This window comes from Thalassoroseus sp. (genome assembly GCF_984380535.1).
In genome coordinates, this window is sequence record NZ_CFHRBF010000002.1 from 534,824 (window position 1) to 555,094 (window position 20,271).

At 54.7% G+C, this 20,271-nt stretch carries 15 protein-coding genes; 9 read left to right on the top strand and 6 right to left on the bottom strand.

The window, feature by feature from the left end:
• Positions 1-130: 130 nt before the first annotated feature.
• From AC5DDB_RS04475 to AC5DDB_RS04485, 3 genes are all read right to left on the bottom strand, one after another.
• Complete coding sequence (locus tag AC5DDB_RS04475; RefSeq protein WP_491738476.1) at positions 131-607, bottom strand: hypothetical protein; 477 nt, start codon at positions 605-607, stop codon at positions 131-133.
• Positions 608-735: 128 nt separating this feature from the next.
• On the bottom strand, positions 736-1,095 hold the full coding sequence (locus AC5DDB_RS04480; RefSeq protein WP_491738477.1) for a 4a-hydroxytetrahydrobiopterin dehydratase: 360 nt from the start codon (positions 1,093-1,095) through the stop codon (positions 736-738).
• Positions 1,096-1,260: 165 nt separating this feature from the next.
• Positions 1,261-2,040, bottom strand: a complete 780-nt coding sequence (locus AC5DDB_RS04485; RefSeq protein ID WP_491738478.1) for an SDR family NAD(P)-dependent oxidoreductase — start codon at positions 2,038-2,040, stop codon at positions 1,261-1,263.
• 295 nt (positions 2,041-2,335) lie between these two features.
• On the opposite strand from AC5DDB_RS04485, the gene AC5DDB_RS04490 reads away from it, so the two are divergent.
• The 4 genes from AC5DDB_RS04490 (at position 2,336) to AC5DDB_RS04505 (ending at position 8,096) form a co-directional block, all read left to right on the top strand.
• Positions 2,336-3,973 carry a DUF1549 domain-containing protein gene (locus tag AC5DDB_RS04490; protein WP_491738479.1) on the top strand — a complete coding sequence of 546 codons (1,638 nt, stop codon included), beginning with the start codon at positions 2,336-2,338 and terminating at the stop codon, positions 3,971-3,973.
• Between the two features lie 76 nt (positions 3,974-4,049).
• A complete protein-coding gene (locus AC5DDB_RS04495; protein WP_491738480.1) occupies positions 4,050-5,321 on the top strand; it encodes a DUF1501 domain-containing protein in 1,272 nt (423 codons plus the stop codon).
• Between the two features lie 76 nt (positions 5,322-5,397).
• Positions 5,398-5,961, top strand: a complete 564-nt coding sequence (locus AC5DDB_RS04500) for a sigma-70 family RNA polymerase sigma factor (protein WP_491738481.1) — start codon at positions 5,398-5,400, stop codon at positions 5,959-5,961.
• Entirely contained in the window at positions 5,958-8,096 is a 2,139-nt protein-coding gene (locus AC5DDB_RS04505) for a DUF1553 domain-containing protein (RefSeq protein ID WP_491738482.1), read from the top strand. Before AC5DDB_RS04500 ends, AC5DDB_RS04505 begins: the two co-directional genes overlap by 4 nt.
• On the opposite strand, the gene AC5DDB_RS04510 is transcribed toward AC5DDB_RS04505, so the two are convergent.
• Positions 8,040-8,924, bottom strand: coding sequence for a hypothetical protein (locus AC5DDB_RS04510; protein ID WP_491738483.1), 885 nt, complete (start codon positions 8,922-8,924; stop codon positions 8,040-8,042). The two genes, AC5DDB_RS04505 and AC5DDB_RS04510, sit on opposite strands and share 57 nt — an antisense overlap.
• Positions 8,925-9,209: 285 nt before the next feature.
• On the opposite strand from AC5DDB_RS04510, the gene AC5DDB_RS04515 reads away from it, so the two are divergent.
• The 4 genes from AC5DDB_RS04515 (at position 9,210) to AC5DDB_RS04530 (ending at position 15,237) form a co-directional block, all read left to right on the top strand.
• Positions 9,210-10,691, top strand: a complete 1,482-nt coding sequence (locus AC5DDB_RS04515) for an endo-1,4-beta-xylanase (RefSeq protein WP_491738484.1) — start codon at positions 9,210-9,212, stop codon at positions 10,689-10,691.
• A gap of 12 nt (positions 10,692-10,703) precedes the next feature.
• Entirely contained in the window at positions 10,704-12,497 is a 1,794-nt protein-coding gene (locus tag AC5DDB_RS04520) for a M3 family oligoendopeptidase (protein WP_491738485.1), read from the top strand.
• Positions 12,498-12,562: 65 nt separating this feature from the next.
• Positions 12,563-13,999, top strand: coding sequence for a pectate lyase (locus tag AC5DDB_RS04525; RefSeq protein ID WP_491738486.1), 1,437 nt, complete (start codon positions 12,563-12,565; stop codon positions 13,997-13,999).
• Positions 14,000-14,031: 32 nt separating this feature from the next.
• Positions 14,032-15,237, top strand: a complete 1,206-nt coding sequence (locus AC5DDB_RS04530) for a sialidase family protein (protein WP_491738487.1) — start codon at positions 14,032-14,034, stop codon at positions 15,235-15,237.
• A gap of 6 nt (positions 15,238-15,243) precedes the next feature.
• Here the strand turns inward: AC5DDB_RS04530 and AC5DDB_RS04535 are convergent, their stop codons facing one another.
• Together AC5DDB_RS04535 and AC5DDB_RS04540 are read right to left on the bottom strand one after the other, a co-directional pair.
• The gene (locus tag AC5DDB_RS04535) at positions 15,244-15,516 is read right to left on the bottom strand and encodes a hypothetical protein (RefSeq protein ID WP_491738488.1); all 273 of its coding nucleotides are present in this window, start codon (positions 15,514-15,516) and stop codon (positions 15,244-15,246) included.
• Positions 15,517-15,613: 97 nt separating this feature from the next.
• Positions 15,614-17,455 carry a glycoside hydrolase family 15 protein gene (locus AC5DDB_RS04540; protein WP_491738489.1) on the bottom strand — a complete coding sequence of 614 codons (1,842 nt, stop codon included), beginning with the start codon at positions 17,453-17,455 and terminating at the stop codon, positions 15,614-15,616.
• 213 nt (positions 17,456-17,668) lie between these two features.
• On the opposite strand from AC5DDB_RS04540, the gene AC5DDB_RS04545 reads away from it, so the two are divergent.
• On the top strand, positions 17,669-20,266 hold the full coding sequence (locus AC5DDB_RS04545; protein ID WP_491738490.1) for a heme-binding protein: 2,598 nt from the start codon (positions 17,669-17,671) through the stop codon (positions 20,264-20,266).
• Positions 20,267-20,271: the final 5 nt, after the last annotated feature.

Consider the following 20,271-nt stretch of genomic DNA (forward strand, 5'->3'; position numbering starts at 1 on the left):
GAACCCAGTGATGCAAAAGATCATCGTCGACCGTAACCGTGCGGCAACGTATGAGTTTCCACTAGAATCTCTCTGACTTTGCTGCTCAGGTTCACAGCATGGTTCCCCGTCTTTCAGCAGACCAGGGATGTCAGTCAAAATCGTTGGTCATTGTAATGTCGAGATCAGTCCAATTCATGACGCCATTGTCTAAGCAGCAAGAGAGCTCAACGACACTTCGGTCGTCGAATTCATCGAGCTTATAAGCAGCCGAGCTATAGTCTCCACCAATGCGATAGAAAAATGAGGCAGCTTCTGGGGTATCGTCATCGATACGAAGCGTGATTCCCCAGATCAACAACTCGTCTAAGCGAACCTTGCGGCCCGGCAAGAATCTGTCGAGATGTTCTTCGGTCTGCTGAGCGATGGTTTCGCGGTTCGTGAGCCAGCCATCAATTAGCGTCTTGAAGCAGTCAACATAATCTGACGACATTTCTAGCGTGCCGTCGATTAACAATGTCACAGGAGCGTCCTGCAAGAGTACCGTTGCCTCGAGCTCGGGTATCCAATCAGGATTCTTCACAGCAAAATCAGTTGTGTCGAGCTTTTTCCAAGTAGAGTTTGGCATGACCCAGGATCATGAGATGCTGGCATTCAATCGGGGAACGCAGGCACAGTCTAGTAGGTCAGGCTGTGCCTGACGGAAGGACGTTGTGATGACGTTGAAGTTGTCAGGCACAGCCTGACCTACGGTCGTTACAAGCTCTTCACATCAATGCCGTCGATTTTCGCGGCGAGGATAAAATCGTTTTCGGAGAGGCCACCGATGGCGTGGGTGGAGATTTCCACTCTGACGGTTTTATAGCCTTCCAAGTGCAAGTCGGGGTGGTGTTGTTCGGTTTCCGCGACTTCGCCGATGTGATTCAGGAAGTTCAGGCATTGCTGGAAGTTGTCGAACGCCCACTTCTTTTCGATCCAATTGCCATCACGTGTCAACTTCCAACCGGCCAATTCAATGATTTGCTCTTTGGCCTGTTGGGGCGTGAGCTTCTCGACGCCGCCTTCACAGGGTTTGCAAGTCTTGCCCTGAAGTTGGTCGGGAGTTTGGGTAGCCATTGAAAGACTCCTTCTTCATTGGTTCTGTGTGAGATTCACAATTCTAACAACAATCACATGAGTTTCGATTTGGATTGTTCAAGATTTCAGAAACGAGCAGCTGTCGTTTACGTCGATATTCTCGGCATTCCTCTTGATGGATGCCTGACACCGGCTTCCTCGACATTACTTCGGCGGTACGCCGAGCGACTTGCCGCCGTCGATGGCGAGGGCCGTCCCAGTGACCATCACACTGGCATCACTCACAAGATACAAAATCGATTCGGCAATCTCCTCTGGCGAAATCATCCGATCATAAGCGGCCGCCAATGGGCTGGCTCCGATGAACTTTTTCGCTTCTGCCTCGCGATCGGCGGCCTTGTCCAAGTCCGCATTGACCATGCCTGTATCTCCCACTGGACCAGGGCAGACACAGTTGATGCGGATGCGATCTCCAGCATGACACAACGCCAAACTCTTCGTCAACGCGACCAAGGACATTTTGCTGATCGAATAGACCGGATCATGCGCTCGAGGAAGTAAACCGGCGTTACTGGCGGTGTTGACGATGGCTCCGCCGTCTTTCATATGCGGAATGGCGACTTTACAACCGAAGAACGCGGCTTTCAGGTTCGTGTCGAGACAGTTATCCCAATCCTCTTCACTGACATCGTGAATCGGCTTGACCATCGCGATCCCGGCGTTGTTGACCAAAATGTCCAACCGGCCGGTCTGCTCGGCGGCACCATCGACAAGCCGGGCAATCGCGGTGATATCCCGGACATCGCATTCTTGCTGCTGGATGCCGAGTTCTTGAAACAGTACATCATTCGCAGAATCGAGACGATAGTCACCGATGAAGACCCGCGCACCGTGCTTCGCCAGTAAAATCGCGGTCGCTTTACCAATACCGCTAGCTCCGCCGGTTACGACTGCAGTACGGTTGGAGAGGTCGATCGTCGTCATAGGAACCTGTTTGAAAGGATTATCGAGGTCACGAAGAATATGGAACAGGCGTTATCTTGTCAGGTCCGTCGTCTTCTGGCAAATCGCCGCCGGTGATCATTGGTTTCGCTCGCTGAGACGGAAATTTTTTCTGGCGAAAGCAAAAATCGTAAGTGTATAATTTATAACGCGTTAACGTCTGCGCAATGATCTGTTTCGACGGAACTGTCAAAATTGGCGACGCAGGTTTTTTGTACGGCATGGGTTAACTGGTAGAGCAACATATTTGCATCGATCGAAAAGAGGAGAACGAAGTATGGGAACTGTCTGGGTGAGATGCCTGGCTTTTGCGTGTGTATGCTGGCCGATCGGAACGATCTCGGCGGCCGATTCGGATCGGGAGTTTACGACCGGTTCGTCGGACGCAATTGTCGAGTACATCAACTCCCGCATTCGGCAAGGATGGACCGATAACGAAATTTCCGCCTCAGCAGTCGCTGACGATGCGGAATGGGTTCGCCGAGTGTATCTCGACATCGTCGGTCATATTCCCCCGGCCGAAGAAGTCGAAAAGTTCATCGAGAACGATGACAAGGCCAAGCGATTGAAACTGATCGACGAACTCTTGGATTCCCCCGACTACGTTCGTAACTGGACGAACATCTGGACAAACCTCACGATTGGTCGTCAAACACCTGATCGCGTGAGTCGTCTGGGAATGCGGAAGTTCTTCCGCGAATCGTTCACCAAGAACCGACCTTGGAACGAAATCGTTTACGATCTCGTCTCCGCGACCGGCCACTTCGAACGCAACGGTGCAGTCAATTACTTACTCGCCCAAATGCAAATGCCTGATGAAGGTGTGCAAGCCACCGCGAAGACCACTCGGTTGTTCATGGGGATTCAGGTGCAATGCACGCAGTGTCACAATCACCCGTTCAACGATTGGCAACAAAGCCAGTTCTGGGAGTTCAACAGTTTCTTCCGCCAGATGAAGCGTGAAGATCACGAGCGTTACGACGAACGCACCGGGCGAATGGTCGACGACTATTCCGAGTTGGTTCAAACCAACTTGATGAAACCCTACGTCACTTATGAAAAACGTAGCGGTGTGCTGGAAGTTGCTTATCCAAAGTTCTTTGATGAAACCATCGACGAAGCCCAGACCGACCTGCAAATGGATCGTCGTCAGAAACTCGCGGAGTTGATGTCGCAAGGCGATCAACCGTGGGTCGCCAAGGCGATGGTTAACCGGATGTGGGGTCAGTTCTTCGGCTACGGGTTCACCCGCCCTGTCGACGACATGGGACCGCACAACCCCGCGAGCCACCCGGAACTGCTCGATCGACTGGCCGATGAGTTCATCAAAAGCGGTTACGATGTGAAACAACTCATCCGCTGGATCGCCAACAGCGAGGCCTACAACCTGACAAGTCAGTTCAACAAAACGAACGACATCGACAACCCATCTGCCGGTGAAATCCCGCTATTCAGTCACATGTATATCAAGGTATTCTCACCAGAGCAGTTGTACGATTCGCTGATCATTTCGACCGAAGCTCACAAGAGCGGACGCACCAGTTGGGACTCTGCCGAGCAAGAACGTCAACGCTGGATGCAGCAGTTCGTCATCGCTTTCGATACCGATGAAGCCGACGAAGTCACCCAGTTCAACGGCACCATTCCTCAAGCTTTGATGATGATGAACAGCGAATTGATCCGCAATGCGATCAACTGCCAACCCGGTAGCTACTTGCATACGGTACTCACCGGCCCGGGTAGTGCCTCGAAGAAACTCAACACGCTGTACCAAGCCACACTCGGCCGCAAACCGACACGAACGGAACTTTCGAAGTTCAACATTGTCACCCGCGGTTACACAAGCCAACTCGACGCCTTCCAAGACGTGTTCTGGGCTTTGCTCAACAGCAACGAGTTTATTTTAAATCACTAGATTCGTAGGGTGCGTCGCGACGCACCCTACGAAAACACAACCCACAACGAACCACTAACCACCCTTGGAGATCTTGATGAATTTGAATATCCCACGCGGCATGAATCGTCGTCACTTTATGCAACACTTGGCGACAGCCGCGACGACGATCCCAACGATGCAGTTCCTTTCGCACTTGCAAGCGAATGCGGCTGAAGTCAAGAAAAAGCAAAAAGCCTGTATTCTGATGTGGATGGGTGGCGGTCCGCCAACGATCGACATTTGGGACCTCAAACCCGGTTCGAAGAACGGTGGAGAATTCAAGCCGATTCAGACTGCCGCTCCTGGCGTGCAGATCAGCGAACACATGCCCAACACCGCCAAGGTGATGGATAATCTCTCGATCGTTCGTTCGATGAGTACCCGTGAAGCGGATCACGGTCGCGGTCGCTATTACATGCACACCGCTTACGTGCCTAACCCGACTGTCACGCACCCGACGTTCGGTTCGGTGGTGAGTCACGAACTCAGCAAGCAACGTCCGGAACTCGAAATCCCCGCGTTTGTGTCGATCGGTGGAGCCAGCAACGGTCCTGGTTTCTTGGGCATGGCTCACGCTCCATTCGTCGTCGACTCCAACGGCAACATTCGTAACTCCGACATGGGCGGTTTGTCCGAACAACGTCTCCGCTCGCGTCTGAGCATGCTCGATGTTGTTGAAACCAACTTTATCAATTCCGATCGGGGCGACACGCCGAAGGCACACCGCGAAGTGTATCAAAAGGCGGTGAACCTGATGACTAGCGATCAGATGAAGGCGTTCAAAACCGCTGACGAATCGCCGGAAACCGTTGCAGCCTACGGCAACAACAACTTCGGCCGGGGTTTGTTGATGGCTCGTCGTTTGGTGGAAACTGGTGTGCCGTTCATCGAGGTCAGCCTTGGTGGATGGGACTTGCACAATGACGTGTTCAACACCCTACGGGATCAACGCCTACCGGTCTTGGACCAAGGGATCGCCGCCCTAACGAACGACCTCAAACAACGTGGCATGCTCGATGACGTTGTCTTGGTCTGGATGGGTGAGTTCGGACGGACGCCACGGATTAACCAAAACGTCGGTCGCGATCACTGGGCGGCTAGCTGGAGTGTGATGATTGGTGGTGGTGGTCTCAACAATGGTCAAGCAGTCGGTGAAACCGATGCCGACGGTGTGCGAGTGGTCGGCAAGAGCTACCAACCCGGCGATGTCTGGGCTACGGTGGCTCACGCGTTGGGCATCCCGCTCGACACGGTCTTCACCAGCAAACGCGGTCGCCCGATGCGAATCGCCAATGGTGCTGCTCCGATTCCGGAATTGATCAGCTAGACCAAATCTGTGTGTTTCTCTCTCTCACTAAGCCGCCGGCATGTCGGCGGCTTAGTTTTTGGGACCTTTGCAATTGATGACGAAGACCTCCGAAGCATCATCAACGGGTGGAACACCGGACGCTCCCGTGCCGGAGGAGTTCGTCCAGCTATTCACACGCAACCAACGGCGGTTGTACTTGTTCATTTTGGCTCAATGCCCAAACCCGGTGGAGGCGGAAGAAATCCTCCAAGAAACCAACATCGTCATTTGGCGGAAGTTTCGGCAATTCGACATGGGCAGCAACTTTCTTGCATGGGCAGGTAAGATCGCTCACTTCGAAGTGCTTAAGTCGCGAGAACGACAACACCATGACCGGCACCGGTTTAGCGATGAATTTGTCAGACACATCGCTGAAGAAGCCATGGAAGATACCGACCAGCTCGAAGCTCGCCGAATGGCATTACTGAACTGTTTACAAAAATTGAGAGCAGCCGACCGCGAATTGATTCGTCATCGCTACTCGACCGGTCACAGCGGCCAGGATGTCGCTGAACAACTCGATCGTCCTGTGAATTCGATTTACCAATCGCTCGGTCGCATTCGCCGTACGCTCATGGAGTGCATCAATCGACAACTGTCGACGGAACGCCCCTCATGAAGAACAATGAATCCCCGAAACACAACGAATTACTCACGCTGCTCGAACGGCTCTGCGAAGACCGGCTGAGCGACGCCGAATGCGAACGGCTCGAACAGTTGGTGCTATCCGACCCAGCGGCGTCTCGATTGTACCTGGATTACATCCACCTGCACGGTGCCCTGCACTGGGATACCGGTTCGGCGGCGGACCTGCCGGCAATTGATTTGTCCGAACCGCTGCCCAATTCCGTTGCAGTTCCGTCCCGTCGAGATTGGCGACGAATCGCAACGACGACAGTCGCAATCTGTGCGGCGATCGCAATTGGTATCGTGCTGAACCGAATGGTTTTCTCGCCGGCCGAAGTTGTACTCGATCCGGAAAGAGGTCGTTCGCCGCAACCGAACAATGTGGTGGTCGTTGATCCTCCGGAAGAATCGACGGAGAATCGACGCCGGCCAAACCGCGTCATGGAACCGATTCGACTTGCGACGGACAAACCCGAACAACCCAAACCGCAGCCCGCGGAACGCATCGCAGCCGTCGCAGAGAAATCTCCGCACGTGAAATCGCCGGGCCCGAGTTCGAATGGACCCACCGGATTTTCGACGTCGGAAATGGTGGCGTTTGTGGATGGTCAGATTCGTCAAGGCTGGCAAACGGCAGAGGTGGTTCCCACGGACCGAGCCGATGACGCCGAGTGGGTTCGCCGGGTGCATTTGGATTTAGCCGGCCATATTCCGCCAGCGGTTGTTGTCGAGGAGTTTCTCGCTGACCGACGGCCGGACAAACGCGAACGACTTGTCAACGCACTTTTGGACGAGCCGGACTATGTGCGTCACTTTTCCACCGTGTGGACGAACTTGCTTGTCGGGCGATCGACCGAACGACCGGTCCATCGTGAAGCTCTTCATCAGTTTTTGCGTCGGAGTTTCGCCTCCAATCGGCCATGGAGTGAAGTGGTCGCGGAATTGGTCTCCGCCGAGGGGACACCAAACGAAAACGGAGCCACCGGGTTTTTGTTGGCTCACTTGAACAACGAAGCTGTTCCCGCGACGGCGATCACCGCGCGATTGTTCCTCTGCTCGCAGGTGCAATGCACGCAGTGTCACGCACATCCGATCAACGACGCAGACCAGAATCAATTTTGGGAACTCAACAGTTTCTTCAAGCAGACGGAAATCGAATCGAAACGTGTGCGGGATCGGCGAACCGGTCAAACGGTGATCCAAGATGCGTTAGTCTCGCGACCGGTTGGCGGGCCGACGCTATTCGAGAACCGTCGCGGTGTGATGCAGGCGGCGTATCCCAAATTCGCCGGTGTGTCCGTGAGTGATGATGCCGTCATTAATCGTCGAGAACAGTTGGCTCGTTTGATGACCAGCGGCGATCGTCCGCAAGTGGCCCGCGCGATGGTCAACCGCATGTGGTCGCACTTCTTCGGTGTTGGATTCACGAACCCCGTCGACGACATGGGACCGCACAACCCACCGACGCATCCGCAATTGCTCGATCGACTGGCTGCGGAGTTCGTCGCTAGCGGATACGATGTGAAGCAATTGATCCGTTGGATTTGCTTGTCTGAAGCATATCAATTGTCGTCGGAATTGCGTTCTCGTTCCAACAACGATCCGGAAGCGACGGCGGACGAACTCGACGAACGTCTTTTCCATCGTATGCCAGTGCGACCGATGACCGCCGAACAGTTATACGATTCGCTGCTGGTTGCGACGAAGGCCCACTATGTCGGTAGTGAAAGTTGGGAAGACATCGAACGCCAACGACGGGAATGGTTGCAACCATTCGTAACCACCTTTGACACCGAAGAAAACGATGAAGCAACCAACTTCAACGGCACAATTCCGCAGGCGCTCATGCTGATGAACAGCGAACTCGTCGATCGGGCACTCAGCATTGACGGCGGAACTTCGTTCCGGGACATCGTTACGAGTTCGTCCAGCGATGCGGAGAAAATCCGCCAGTTGTGTTTAGCCGCACTTTCCCGTGAACCCCTTCCCCGGGAGATGGCAGCCGCTCGCAAAATGTTGCGAAGCCGAATGGCTCAATCGACCAATCGTAACCAAGCGAAAATCGAAGCCCTACAAGACATCTTCTGGGCCTTCTTGAATTCCGCGGAGTTCGTGCTGATTCATTGATACAGCAGTTTCGTTCTGGACCAACGACGTTTGGATCCATGCTGTTCCCACGTCGACAGTTTTCCAAACCACCGACGTCAAACACAGCACGGCCAAGGTGCCAATGAGCGTCTCAAACCATTCGAGACGGAACAACGCACTGAAGACCCATAGCTGAATTAATAGCAACACCACGACGATACCCAGCCACAGCAGGATGCCCACATCACCAAGGTCGCCGATGACCACGATCGGAACGCGATTGAACCACAGCATCATACTGCAGGCAACGGCCCAACCGAGAAACGCCACCGTGCGGTGAATCCCCACGCGAATGTTCGAGAAGTCTGTATCGAGTCCCCGGGCCAACAACATCAACGCAAAGACGCTCAACGGCAAACTGATCAGCCAGACGACAGCAGTCATCAAGAGGCGGTAGCCAAATTCATCGCGGTGGTAGGGATCACGCACCGTCAACACTGGTTCTTCAAGTCGCAGCGTCTGTTCGGATTCGATATGCACGGCGGCAACTTTGAGATTGTCGACCGGCGAGACATATGGCAATTCTTCGCCCGTCGGCGTCTCAACGACAAGAACCGGCATATCGGACTGCAACACTTCCCCCGGCTTGGTCAACACACTGAGTACCGTCACCTCGGGTGGTACAAGACCGCCGACTCCCACGCCGGTAAACGGAATTGTGCGAGCCCCTGACACCGACCAGGCTGTCGGCAGCAGGACTAACAATCCGCACACCAACAGCACCCAAGTTCGAGTCACTCGATCGTCCGGCTCGGAAATCGGGTTCGTTTCCGCGACGAGCGGACGGGTTGTGTCATCCCTGAACATGATTCAACTCCCAAAGGCGCTTGAGAATCCAGATGCCGACCCGCACACTGCTTCGTCAATTCGTCATAACGCACCATCTGTCGGATGACAACATCATGACGCTGAATTTTTGTTTCCCGCCGTTGGGAATTGAAAATGGGATCGCCGCACCACACCTATGCTTGACGGATGCTGGGCGGATTGTTGAAGATTTCGAAATGCGGCATTACACTGACCCGCGATAACGACGTGTTGATATTTTACTAAATCTGTCAGGAAAGCCACCGGGGACGCCGGATGGGAGTGATGCGGTTCGCGATCCACTCTGTGGATCAACTCGACAACTGGCCCGAACTCCGACGTGCATATGTGCGTGGCTTCGACGGTCGGGTACACCCCACGCGTGTTGAGATCGAAGGCAACATCATTGCGTGCCGGCGTCAGAACTCCGATAGTGGCAAGTTGCACGTGGCATTGCCGATCGAGGGGTTCGGACGCCCGATGGCCAGCACGTCTTCCCTTCCAGAACGGGAAGAGCCTTACCTGTTGCTGGTGGAACTCGCGCGGGGAAAACTCGCTCAACTTCGCGACCAACTCGCCGCCTGGAACTTCGCGGGAATGGATGTTCCTGATGATTTTCAGGCGTTGTCGAAACAATCTCACGAGCTTCTAGCGGAAGCGGTTGCGATTCAAGCGGAACCGGAACGGGCCAGTGAAGTTGCCCGGCAATCGTTGGAAACCACGTTTCAAGCCGCGGATATTCTTTCGAAATCGTATATTGCTCAGCGACTCGCGGTTCGGCGGGCACGCACGACGCATCTGCCGGCGTCTCTCGGTTGTGGACTCGGCCACGCCGCACCAAACCCGGAGTGGGAAGATTCGTTCGTCAGCGCCTTCAATGCCGCTTTAGTTCCGATCGAGTGGCGATTTATCGAGCCCGACGAAGGCAATTATCAGTGGGAAACCAATGACGCCCAAGTGGAATGGTGCGAGAAAAACCGTCTCTTGATGACCGCGGGGCCTCTGCTGGATCTTTCACCGGAAGGTCTTCCGGATTGGCTTTGGCAATGGCAGCACGAGGTTTTGAACCTCCAGAGTTTCATCAGCGATTTTGTCGAGACGGCTATCACGCGTTATGCCGGTCGCATCCGCTTTTGGGAAGTGGCCGCTCGGGCCAACACTGGCGGAGCGTTGGCGTTGTCTGAAGAAGATCGGTTGTCTCTCACTGCCCGCACATTGGAAATCGCTAGCCAGGTCGATCAAGACAATCAACTGATGATTCGCGTCGATCAACCATGGGGAGCGTACCAAGCCAAGGGCAAGCACCGCTTCAGTCCGTTGCAGTTCGTGGATGCTTTGGTTCGATCCGGCGTTGGACTTTCCGGGGTGAATTTGGAAGTGGCCATCGGTTATCAACCGCGTGGTTGTACCCGCCGGGATTTGCTCGATTTCTCTCAACTGATCGACTTATGGAGTTGCCTGCAAATTCCGTTGCGTGTGACGTTGGCCTTCCCATCGAGCGTGCAGCCGGATGAATTTTCGAGACAGAATCAGCGTTTGGACGGTGCGGGTGGTGCCTCTGCCTGGAGCGACCGCATGCAGGCCGACTTTGTCGAGAACTTCCTTCCCATGCTTATGAGCAAGCAAGTCGTCGTGGGGATTTATTGGACGCACATTACCGATGCTGCCCCGCACGATTTTGCCAATGCCGGTTTGGTCCGGCCTGACGGCGGCCCGAAACCCGCACTCGATCGCATTATTAAATATCGCCGCGAATATTGGACCTGATCAGAAACCATCATGACCTACCCGATTCAATGGGATCTCAATTCCCTGTTGCCCCACCCGGAAACCGACGAATTTCGAGAGCAGGTGGAAGCCGTCAAATCGGAGTTGGAATCTCTTGCAAAGCAATCGGGGGCGTTGCCGGAACCGAGCGGAGACGCCCATGTCGTTTCGACCTGGCGGGATTTTCTGACCAGCTACGAAGCCACCGCAATGCGGATGACGAGTCTCGATCATTTTGTCGGTTGTCACGCCGCCGGTGATGCGGGCAACAAGTTGTTTCAGCGGTATGAAGCACAACTCGCCTCGCTGGCACCACTGCGGGAGACGATTGCCACGAACCTGGAATTCGGACTGAAGAACGCCAGCGACGACGACTATACTGCTCTCGTGCAGGGCGACGAATGGCTGACAGAAATTCAATTTGCCCTCGAAGACGCCCGCAACAACGCCGTGCTGCGGTTGCCGAAGGAACAGGAGTTACTCGCTGCCGATTTGGGCGTCGATGGCATTCACGCCTGGGGGCGATTGTACGATCGGCTTTCCGGTGAACTGCGTGTGCAGGTCATGGAAAAAGGCGAATTGGTGGAAAAATCCGTCAGCCAAGTCCAAACCGATTCCCCGCAGCGAGCCGTCCGCGAGAACAATTTTTACGCCAGCGACAAAGCTTGGAGCACACTCGCGGATACCTGTGCAGATTGTTTGAATCACATTAGCGGCACTCGGCTCACGCTCTACCGTCGACTCGGTTTGCAAGATCACCTCGATGCCCCGCTGCGTTACAACCGCCTGAAACGTGAAACACTCGACACCATGTGGGCCACGATTTCCGCCCGCAAGTCGATGTTGGTTTCTTACCTCCAACGCAAAGCCCAATTGCTGGGAATTGATCGTCTCGCCTGGTACGACGTTGCCGCTCCCCTGCCCACCGGAACCGGGTCGAGTGCTGAGTTGAATTGGGAAACGGCGTGTCAAACTGTGGTCGATACTTTTCACGGGTTCAGCCCGGACTTCGGTGAATTCGCGGAGATGGCGCTGAAGGACGGTTGGATTGAAGCCGAGAACCGCGCTGGCAAACGCCAAGGCGGATTCTGCACGAGTTTCCCGACACACAAGCAGTCGCGGATCTTCATGACCTTCACGAATTCCGCCGACAGTATGTCGACGTTGGCTCATGAACTTGGACACGCTTACCACAGTTGGGTCCTGAAAGAACGACCTTGGATGCTGCGGCATTATCCGATGAACCTCGCGGAAACGGCGTCCACATTCGCCGAAGCCGTACTCGGTGAGCAACGGCTCAAACGCAGCGAAAGCGACTCTGACCGCGCGTTGATCTTGGATAACATGCTCTCCGATGCAGTCGCGTTTCTAATGAATATCCATTGTCGATTCTTGTTCGAAGATGCCTTCCACAAGGAACGTGCCGGCGGTGAAGTGCCAGCCGAACGGCTTTCGGAACTCATGAAAGCCGCGCAAAAAACCGCCTATTCCGACGCCCTCGCGGATGACGGTTGGAACCCGCAGTTCTGGGTTTCGAAGCTGCATTTCTACATCTCCGGTTTGCCGTTCTACAACTTCCCTTACACCTTCGGCTATTTACTCTCGCTGGGAATTTACGCGTTGCGAGACGAAATCGGTGACGAGTTTCCCGAACGGTATCGGCAACTTCTGATCGCAACCGGTTCCCAAAACACCGAAGACGCCGTGCAGTCGACCTTCGGTTACGACCTGACCGCTCCGGACTTCTGGAACAAGAGTCTCGACATCGTCGAAAGTCGAGTGGGACAGTTTCTCGACGCGACTTGAATCCCACCTCGCGTTCGCACACACTGATTCCTTCCTGTTGGCTTTCTTGTATTGAGGGTGTTGTCATGATGCGCTTTCACAGTGCGCTTTTGCTGTTTGGTTTCCTTCTGTCGGGCCAACCAACAGTTGCCTCGGCTCAAGAATTGACGACCGAGACCGTCACTGAAGCAATGCGGGAAGCGACGAGATTTTATTGGGAGGATGTCGCCACGCATGGCGGCTACGTGTATTTTTACGACATCAACTTGGACCGCCGGTGGGGCGAAGGCGAAGCGACGAAGGACCAAATCTGGGTGCAACCCCCCGGCACCCCGACCGTTGGGCTGGCGTATCTCAAGGCGTATCAAGCCACCGGCGATCAATACTTCTTGGAAGCCGCTCGCGATGCGGCGAACGCTTTGGTTTACGGCCAAGTGAAATCCGGCGGATGGACGAATTGCATCGACTTCGATCCGCAAGGTGGCCGAGTGTCGCAGTATCGCAACGGGCGTGGTCGCGGGCGGAACACATCGTCACTCGATGACGGCCAAACCGCGACCGCCTTGCGGTTTCTCATCCGCATGGATGAAGCTCTCCAATTCAAAGATCAACGAATCCACGAGGCGACAGAATTCGGATTGAACGCGTTACTCGCCGCCCAATTCCCGAATGGTGCATTTCCACAAGTTTGGCAAGGCGAACCCCAGCCCGATCCGCCGATTGTCAAACCCCAGTTCCCTGACTACGAATGGCGGACCGAAGGCCGAATCAAAGACTATTGGAATCTCTACACCCTTAACGACAACGTCCCTGGGACCGTCGCCGACACGCTGATTGCCGCCCACGAAGTTTATGAGGACGAGAAGTATCTGCACGCTCTCAAAAAACTTGGTGACTTCCTGGTTCTCGCCCAAATGCCGAAGCCGCAACCTGCATGGGCTCAGCAATATAATTACGACATGATTCCCGTATGGGCACGCAAATTCGAACCGCCGGGAATCTCGGGCGATGAATCCCAAGAAACCATTAAAACGCTGATGCTAATCTACCGCGTCACGGGGGATCGCAAGTACCTCAAACCGATTCCGGACGCCCTCGATTACCTCGAACGCTCGCTGTTACCCGATGGCCAACTCGCACGCTACTACGAACTGCAAACAAACAAACCGCTCTATATGCAGCGGCAGGGCAAGGTGTATTCGCTGACCTACGACGATTCGAATCTCCCGGACCATTACGGTTGGAAAACGCGATCGAAATTGCCCTGGTTTCGCCAGGAATATGCCAAACTTGCCGGACGCGAGTGGAAACCGAGTCGCTTGAACAAACCCCGTGAGGTCAGCCAAGACGATGTGCAGCGAATTTTGGAAGATCTTGACGACTTTGGTCGATGGGTCAGCGTGTCTGATGGTCAGAAATACATCGGAGACAACAAATTCGCCAAGGGATTTTACTATCTCTCCAGCGAAGTCTTCAGCACGAACCTTGAACGACTTAGCGACTATTTGCTGACCAACAAGTAAATTCGACGCTCGACAAATTGAAAGTATTCGACATGGATCACTGGCAACGTTTGGCTGTTTGGCTGGGTTTATTCGTGTTCGCAACAGGAACGGTCCAGGCTAAGGAATTCCCCGCGGTTCCGGTTTTTGAATCCGGTCGAGATGGCTACAACGTGTACCGCATTCCGGCGATGATCAAAGCGGCGAATGGGGACGTGCTCGTCTTTTGCGAGGCTCGTGTTGGTGGTGATGCGAGCGAGATCGATCTGGTGATGAAACGCTCGTCCGACGACGGCAAGACTTGGGGTCCGCTGCAAGTCGTGCAAGAAAGCGACGACTTCCGCGAGCTGTTCCCCGAGAACACAAAAGTCGCCATTACCATCGGCAACCCCTGCCCGGTTGTTGACTTGATGGATCCCAAACACGCCGGTCGGATTTGGTTGCCCTTCACGCTCGAGAACGATCGCGTCTTTGTGACCTACAGCGACGATCACGGTGAAACTTGGGCGAAGCGACGGGAAATCACGAAAGACGTGAAACTCGACAGTTGGGGTTGGTACGCGCCCGGTCCGGTGCATGCGATTCAACTCCAACGCGGACCGCACAAAGGCCGATTGGTGGTCCCGGCAGATCATCGCATTGGCAAGCCGGGGCAAGATCGCGGCGTCAACGGCGTGCAAGTCGTTTACAGCGATGATCACGGCGAAACGTGGAAACTGGGAGCCATCGATGATAGCTACGAGGACGGCTTAAACTCCAACGAGACCACCGTCGTCGAACTCGACAATGGCGATCTGTACTTCAACACTCGCGATCAACATGGCTCTGCACCGGGAACACGTGGCGGTGCCGTGAGTCGTGATGGCGGGGAATCGTTCGTGACAATGGCGGATGCCAAGCATTCGCCGTTCACGCCCGTGCTCGATCCGATCGACCCGCCCGTCGTGCAATGTGCGCTCTTGCGAGCCGCTTGCAAAGCCGACGGTGACGAACGCAATCTCATCCTGTTCTCTGGCCCTGATGAAAACGGACCGACCGGCAAAGGCCGCAGCGACATGCGAATTCGTTTTAGCACCGACGAAGCGAAATCCTGGCAAGACGGCCCATTGATCTACGCGGGACCGGCCGCTTACAGCGACATGGTCAAACTCGCTCCGAATTCCTTTGGCGTCGTGTTTGAATCCGACAAGCCCGGCGGAAAAATCTACGACCGCATTCAGTTCGCGAGTTTCACCACCGACGATGTCATCGGAAAGTGATGGATCTCAGGCAGCGTCCGGAAGTTGGCCGGAATTGAAAGGCACGATCTCGGCGTCTTCGACGACGCCGAGCGTCTTCAGTCGCATAGAAACCGTGACGAGGTCGGCCGATCGAACTTTGTCATCGTTTTCCGGTGCAGCCAACGCGATCACCGTGCCCGACTCGGTGTGATGAAACGCCAGGGCATTATTGATTCGGGCCGGTTTCTCGAACCCCACGCGACACAAATATTTCTTTAATTCTTCGAAGCTCAGTTCACTTTGAATCACGTAGGACATAACGGAACGCTCTCTCGTTACCAGTTTGATCGGCTGCCGGGAAAGTATTCTTCGGATGAAACAAGCTCGACCTTAACTGGCAATTCGGCCCGTCGGCTTAATCTTTTCCGCCCAACGCACGGTCGAGGTTAAAACCGGCACTGATTAACGCAAGATGCGTAAACGCCTGCGGAAAATTGCCCAAGGCTTCGCCGCTGGAGCCGGTTTCCTCGGCATACAAACCGAGATGGTTCGCATATCCCAGCATACGTTCGAAAAGTAGCCGAGCTTCTTCGAGTTTCTCAGGGTGTGTTTGTCCGGCTCGCGTGAGTGCTTCCACCAGCCAGAACGAACACATGTTGAACGTGCCCTCGCCGCCTTCAAGGCCGTCCGGCGATCGCTCGGCGTCGTAGCGGTAAACCATTCCGTCAGAGACCAAACCACCTTCGTGCGGCGGCCGATTGATCGCATCGAGGGTATCCAACATTTTCGGATCGTTCGGAGCCATAAAGAACACCAACGGCATGATCAAATTCGAAGCATCGAGACAATCACTTTCGTAATGTTGCACGAAGGATCGCAGCTTCGGATTCCAACCGCGTGTCAGAATCTCCTCGTAAATGGTGTTCCTCACAGTTCGCCAGTGAACTTGATCCGCCGGTAGCGAGCGTTTGTCGGCGAGGCGCAATCCCCGATCCATCGCGACCCAACACATCAACTTCGAATACACAAAGTGCTGTCGTCCACTGCGGACTTCCCAAATTCCTTCGTCTTTACGATGCCAATTCTCACAGAGCCAATCGAGCATATACCGCAAATCGCACCAGGCATCGTAGGAAATGGGTTCGGCGTACTTATTATAGAGGTAAACCGAATCGAGCATCTCACCGTAGATATCGAGTTGCAACTGCGAATGCGCCCCGTTGCCGATCCGAACCGGTTTCGATTGGCGATACCCGTCTAAGTGGTCGAGCGTTGTCTCGGTTAGATCGGTTCGCCCGTCGAGTCCGTAGACGATTTGCAACGGGCCTTCGTCGTCAGTATGTCGATAGCGTTCACGCAGCCACTCCATGAAACCTTTCGCTTCCTCGGTGAACCCGAGCCGCAGAAAGGCGTAGACAGTGAACGCGGCATCACGAATCCAACAATAGCGATAGTCCCAGTTCCGCACGCCGCCGATTTCTTCCGGTAAACTACACGTCGGAGCAGCCACCATGGCGCCGGTGGGTTCGAACGTGAGAAGTTTCAACGTCAATACCGCCCGGTTCATGATATCCCGCCAGCGGCCTTTGTAGTTCGATTTCGACAGCCAGTGTCGCCAGTAATTGACGGTGCGTTCGAACATTTGCTCGGCACGCTGTCCGCTCGGGCAATCCGCCAGCGATTCCCCGGCTTCGATCGGTCGGAAGATGAAGGTCACTTCCTCACCCTGTTTCAGCCGAAACCGTCCGCGGACTCCCCCTTTGTCGGTCGCCTTGAGTTCGACATTGGTGGACAACCCCATCGTCAGTTTTTCCGTTTCGAACACGGCTCCACATTCTTCGAGAAGAATCGTTTTGTGTGTGCCACGTGCGTAGTCGAAAGCCGGCTCGCAAAGAATTTCGAATTCCATCTCTCCACGCGACACTCGGACCCGCCTGACGAGTTCGTCGTGCCGATCATCGACGTCAGCCGCTCCCACGGGCATGAAGTCTTGAAGTTCGCCGACTCCTTCGGGTGACAAAAACCGGGTGACCAACACGTTGGTATCGGGCCAATACAGTTGTTTCGTGTTGTGGCCGTCGTTGACGGGGGCGATCCAGAAACAGCCGCCTTTTTCGTTGTCCAGAAGTTTCGCAAAGATGCTGGGGGAATCGAAGTACGGGAAGCAGTACCAATCGATCGAACCATTCACGCCCACCAAAGCCGCCGTCCGCATGTTGCCGACGATGCCGTAATTCTCGATTGGTTGATAACTCATGACTGCCTACTTCGCTGAAGATTGTCGTTTCTTCCGTGTTTGCTACTTGCGTTGTAGTCGTGTCGTGCGGCAGGAACAAGTTAACCGATTCTGTCGTTGGGTTGACCGACCTCGCTTGGAAGACGATTCTTAGGGATCACACACCACATCGCTGGGCGATTTTCGTCGGCGAATTTTCATGCTTCACATCATTGCATCCGAGGGGAGATTCGAATGCCACGCCACTTTCGTTGGCTCACAGTTTGTTGGATCGGTTGCGTCTCGTTGTTCGCGACGACGCTGCTCGCCGCCGAACCACAGGCGACACCGATCAACCTGCTGAAAATCAAAGACGGTTTCCAAGTCGAGTTGTTGTACTCGGTCCCGAAAGACAAAGAAGGTTCGTGGGTCAGTCTGTGTACCGATCCCAAAGGCCGGTTGATCGTCAGCGATCAATACGGCGGACTGTTCCGCGTGACACCGAAAGGTATCAACGGCAGCCAAGAAACCGCCATCGAAAAAATCGATGTCCCAATCGGCGAAGCCCAGGGACTTTTGTGGGCGTTCGACAGTTTGTACGTGATGGTCAATCGTGGCCAAAAATACGCCAGCGGGTTGTATCGAGTTCGTGATACCGACGGCGATGACAAACTCGACAAGCTCGAAACGTTGAAAATCCTCGATGGCGGAGCCGAGCACGGGCCGCATGCGGTGTTGCTGTCACCGGATAAAAAATCGCTGCACGTCGTCTGCGGCAACAAGACGGTGCAACCCGAACTCGATTCGTCCCACGTGCCTGAAGTGTGGGATGAAGACTTGTTGCTGCCTCGGATTTACGGTCGTGGTTTCATGAAAGGCACACCGGCCCAAGGTGGTTTCATTTGCCGCATCGATCCTGATGGCAAAAATTGGGAATTGGTCGCGAACGGCTTCCGCAATCAATACGACGCCGCCTTCAACAAAGACGGCGAACTCTTCGCCTACGATGCGGACATGGAATGGGACATGAACACACCGTGGTACCGCCCGACGCGGGTATGTCACGTTGTGAGTGGTGCCGAGTTCGGCTGGCGAAATGGGGCCGGCAAATGGCCGGTTTACTACCCTGACAGCGTCCCCCCGGTTGTTGATATCGGTCCGGGTTCGCCCACCGGCGTGACCTTTGGATACGACGCGAAATTCCCACAGAAGTACCAAGATGCGTTGTTCTGTTGCGACTGGAGCTACGGCAAACTTTACGCGGTGCACCTCACACCACAGGGTTCGTCGTACACGGGAACTTTGGAAGAGTTCATCACCGGCACGCCGCTGCCGTTGACGGACATCGTCGTCAATCCCAAAGACGGAGCGATGTACTTCACCATCGGTGGTCGACGTGTGCAGTCGGGATTGTACCGCGTGACTTATGTCGGTGGCGAAAAGCAAAAAACGACTGAGACATTGACAGCGATTCCCAAAGGTGCTGCGAAAGCCCGGGCGTTGCGGAAGGATCTCGAAACGTATCACCTGAAACAAGACCCCCAGGCGATCGAACTGGCTTGGCCGAATCTCAAGAGCCAAGACCGTTTCTTGCGTTACGCCGCTCGTGTGGCGATCGAACAACAACCGCTCGAACAATGGCGGGAAAAAGCACTTAGCGAGACGGATACTCAAACATCATTGGAAGCGTTGTTGGCGTTGGTGCGACAATATCGTCGTCCCGATGCCGTCCGGCGTGAGCCGGAATTGGACACGGTCCCGCCGACCTGGACGAAACAAGACGCGAAAATGCGAGCCGCGTTCAGCGATGATGCAAAGTCGACCTTGAAAGAGGTGCTCAAATCGTTGGAACGTTTGGAGTGGGATGCGCTCAGTCAGCGACAAAAACTTCACACATTGCGAGTGTTGGAAGTTGCGTTCAGCCGACTTGGTCCGCCGACGATGCCTGCACGCAAGCAACTCATTAGCCGATTCCGTCCGCATTTCCCCGCGAAAACGCCGACGTTGAATTTGAAGCTCATGGAATTGCTGACGTATTTGGAAGCGGATGATATCGTCGAGCCATCCCTCGCATTGTTGCACTCTGCTCCGACTCAAGAGGAGCAAATCGCGATTGCGAAGACACTGCGGGAACTCAACAGCGGTTGGACGACCGAGTCGGCGACGAGTTACTTCAAATGGTTCCTTGAAGCGTCGAAGTTCAAAGGTGGTGCGAGTTTCGACCTGTTCGTGGAATCGATCAAGAAAGACGCCGTCGATGCGTTGGACCCGGAAACCAAGAAGAAGCTGAAACCGATTCTCGAAGCCAAAGCGGAAGCGGTTCCGGAACTCGCCGCCGAACCTCGGGAATTCGTACGCGACTGGACGATCGCGGAATTATTGCCGAAAGTCGAGGCCGGTTTGTCCGGACGCGATTTTGTTCAAGGTCGGGCCATGTTCGCCGCTGGGAAGTGCTATTCCTGTCACCGATTCAACAACGAAGGCGGAGCAATCGGTCCTGACTTGACTGCCGTTTCCGGGCGGTTTAACCCACGCGATTTGCTGGAATCGATCATCGAACCGAGCAAAACGGTTAGCGATCAGTACCAGGCCACGAAGTTCCTGATGGAAGACGGAACCGTCATTGTCGGGCGAATCGTGAACCTGGCGGGCGATACCTTCCGCGTCAACACGGACATGCTCAACCCGAATGATTTGCAGGAAGTGAATCGCACGAAGATCGAGATCATGGAACCGGCCACCACGTCCATGATGCCCAAGGGCTTGCTCAACACGCTCAGTGAAGACGAAGCTCTCGACTTGATCGCGTATCTGCTCTCCCGAGGCAACCCGGACAGCCCGATGTTCGAGTAATGTCA